This window comes from Pseudomonas donghuensis (assembly GCF_000259195.1).
In the GTDB taxonomy this organism is placed as follows: Bacteria; Pseudomonadota; Gammaproteobacteria; order Pseudomonadales; family Pseudomonadaceae; genus Aquipseudomonas; species Aquipseudomonas donghuensis.
Window position 1 is genome coordinate 1 of record NZ_JH650784.1, and the last position, 3,182, is coordinate 3,182.

Here is a 3,182-nt window from a genome sequence, read left to right on the forward strand (position 1 = left end):
AGGTGTCCGGAATCATTAGACCACTACAGACCTTGGCTTGCCCGGTCACGCCTTGTGTTGCGTCATCGGGACGCCGCAGGAGAAGGACATGCAGCAGCGCTACATGCTGACGACCTGGGACTTGTTCTTGATGAAGGGGGCCGACGCCGCGGCGCGGAGGCAGTGATCAAGATCATGGATGGCGAGCGGGAGGTGGACTTGCTCACCATCAGCGGAAAGCGCCAGAATCCGAACGGCCACAGCCGTAGTTATACCGGAAAGCCTGGCCGATGAAGGCATCTTCAGGCCGTTGATGTTAGGCCTTTCTCAGAGACCACCCGATTACGTCCTTGCGTCTTGGCTTGGTATAGCAACTGGTCTGCTTTTTCCAAGGTTGTCGATATAGACTCTCCCATTTTCCAAATAGCGACGCCTAGCGATATCGTGATATGACCGACTGTGTCGAGATCTGCGGCTTCGATCGTTGCTCGCAGCCTCTCGGCAACATCTGCCGCAGCAGAGATTGAGCTATTCGGCAATAGCAAAAGGAATTCCTCGCCACCTACGCGGCAGAGCATGTCATCTGGACGCGATGCTTGTCTCATCAAACGAGCCACGGCGCGTAGTGTTTCATCACCAGCGCCATGGCCGTAAGTATCATTGACTCGTTTAAAATGGTCGATGTCCACCGAAACAGCCGCAAAGGTTTTAAGAGTTTCCTGCCATAGGGCTAGTGTTTCTTCCATTGCCCGGCGATTCGCTAACCCGGTCAACGGGTCGCTTTGTGCTTGGTGATTAAGTCTCCCAATTTTTTCTTGCAGTAGGTTAGCTCCTAGGAGCAGCGCGCGGCGGATCTGCCAGCTTTCAAAATAGTCGGCTGGTATGGCATGTATGCGCTCGTAGCTTTCCGGTGCATCCAGGCGCTTGGCACTTTCCGCCAAGCGGGAAAGCGGTACAGAAATTTTCAATCCTAACCACCAGATCATCAGCAATCCAAACAGACCGAGTGGTGCAACCCCTTTGGCAACTTTGATAGTCGTAGCTTCGAGACTCGCTTGTATGATTGAAAGCGGCTGCTGCGAGATCACCCCCCAACGACTACTGGGGATACTGGTATAGCCGGCGAGCATCTCAGTTCCACTTTCGTCTACCGCCTGCATCGAGCCGTGATTTTGTTTTAGCGCTGCATCGACAATAGGCTCAGTTAACAGGACTGCTCCGATTCGCTTAGGGTCAGGGTGGTACAGAACTCGCCGCTGGCTATCGACCAGGTAAACATGAGCTCCGTCTTCGCGGACGTTTAGGTCCATCAGCGATTGAATGGTGTTTTTTTGCTCGAGTCGGATGCTCCCGCCGACAAGACCAAGATATTCGCCACTGCGGCTGAAAACTGGGTGGGAAACGAACACTACCAGATTACCGGCAAGGGAATGGAATGCGTCGCTGATCATCGGTTCCCGTCTCGATAGGGGCAAACGACTTTGAAGAACTTGTCCGTCTAACTGCAAGTTGTCCGGTGCGGACGCAATAATTCTCCCTTCGGCATTGGATACAAGTACTGAGTTGAAGCTGTTGTCCTGCCTTAAAAGGCGATGCGCCTCATTTTTTAAGGTAGGTTGGTCTGCAAAGGAGTCGCTGATAGAAGTGGATGCGTAGCGTAGACGATCCAGATCGGAACTCAATACCTCCTCCACACTTGTGGCGATCCGGGAGGCATAGGCTTCGTTGGACTGAAGGGCGTTTTCAACAAGCTCCGCTTTCTGAGTGTTGAACATCACCCAGAAGGTATTGGCAAGGGTAGCGAAAGCAGAGATGAACGCAAACGCAAGCAGGAGAGTGCGGAGATTGAGTTTTGGTCGTGGCCGTGTGGGCATTTGGCGTATCCGGATGCTAAAGGCATGCGATTTGGTGAAGCGGCGTCGCCATGAGGCTAAACACGCTTTCCTTGCGCCTTGTGGCGTATCCGGTAAGGCCTTCTGCATCAAAACGCGGATGGTTTCGAGTCGATCATCTCATATTTGTTCGTGAGCCACCATTTTGATATCGCTGAGGGCGGATACGATCTCATGGTGGAAGGCTTGACTGATGCGTTGCTTCTCGATCTGCTAGGCCTACTCTATGACCTTGGCGCGTTCATGCGCGCGCTTGGCCTCCAGCGCAACGGCCCAATGCTCCAGCGCCTCGGCGAATCGCCGCTTCTCATGCTCGGGCATCTCCGCCCCCGTCCTTTCGACTACGACTGAAATGAAATCAGCTTCAACTCGGACGGATGGATCAACGCTACGGAAATCGCCAAGCCTTTCGGAAAGCGTCCGGGCGACAGGCTCAAGCAGGATGAGACCAACAAGTATCTAAAGATACTGGGCGAAGTTCTTAATTGTGATCCTTAGTTACTTTTAGAAACCCGTCGTGGCAGATATCACAGGGGCACTTGACTGCACCCGAAGCTGGGCGTCCGGTTCGCACAATGGTTGGATATCTGATTCGCTGTTTGGTGCGCCATGCAGATTGATTCGATCCTGCATGTCGATCTGGAGGCCAAACAGCCGTTTGAGAACGCCTGCAGGTTTTTTTGACCAGAGAAAAGATCTTGCAACCCTTCAAGACAAAGGTCTTGCGGCTTGGCGCTGGCAAAAGCCTGTGTTAGGCGTGTTGAATACCGACGGGAGTAACTGCAACTGATGCTTGATGTAGCCTAAATACCTTGAGCTGAGTTGCCCCGCCCATATGGGCTTTTGGTGCTTCCTGCGGATGGTGGCAGATTCCTGCCACCAACAAGGAGGGATCACATGCGAATTCTGATTGGGGCGGTGGCGGTGGCGCTGCTGGCGGGGTGTGTGTCTACTGCTGACCTGGAGCAGAACAAGCCGAGCATCACTGCCAGCACTGCGAAAGATCCGAAGCGGTACGCGCTTTGCGTTTTCCCTAAATGGCAGGCGTCTCGCACAGACGCTTCGATGGCAGAAACAGAGGATGGCTATCGGCTGTGGGTAGCGGGTAACAACATGGCCGACGAATTACTCGATATCAGGAAAACCGCTTCGGGCAGCTCAGTCACCCTTCGTCAGCGAATGGCGTGGTCTGCAATGCCAGGCCGCAGCGGAATAGAGGCGGCCGTTCGATCCTGCCTCTAAAAAGATTTTGTATAGCCGCCTTCGGGCGGCTTTTTATTGCCCGGAGAAAAGTATGGCGGGGGCTGCCGC

Annotated in this window: 3 protein-coding genes; 2 read left to right on the forward strand and 1 reads right to left on the reverse strand. The window is 53.8% G+C overall.

Annotated features, from left to right (window positions below):
• Window positions 1–281 precede the first annotated feature (281 nt).
• Window positions 282–1,853, reverse strand: a complete 1,572-nt coding sequence (locus UW3_RS0124265; RefSeq protein ID WP_010226446.1) for a sensor domain-containing diguanylate cyclase — start codon at window positions 1,851–1,853, stop codon at window positions 282–284.
• A gap of 375 nt (window positions 1,854–2,228) precedes the next feature.
• Here UW3_RS0124265 and UW3_RS29955 point away from each other — a divergent pair, with 375 nt between their 5' ends.
• Window positions 2,229–2,369: a KilA-N domain-containing protein gene (locus UW3_RS29955; RefSeq protein ID WP_258694605.1), complete on the forward strand. Its 141-nt coding sequence runs from the start codon at window positions 2,229–2,231 to the stop codon at window positions 2,367–2,369.
• 399 nt (window positions 2,370–2,768) lie between these two features.
• Window positions 2,769–3,113, forward strand: coding sequence for a hypothetical protein (locus tag UW3_RS0124275; RefSeq protein WP_010226447.1), 345 nt, complete (start codon window positions 2,769–2,771; stop codon window positions 3,111–3,113).
• Window positions 3,114–3,182: the final 69 nt, after the last annotated feature.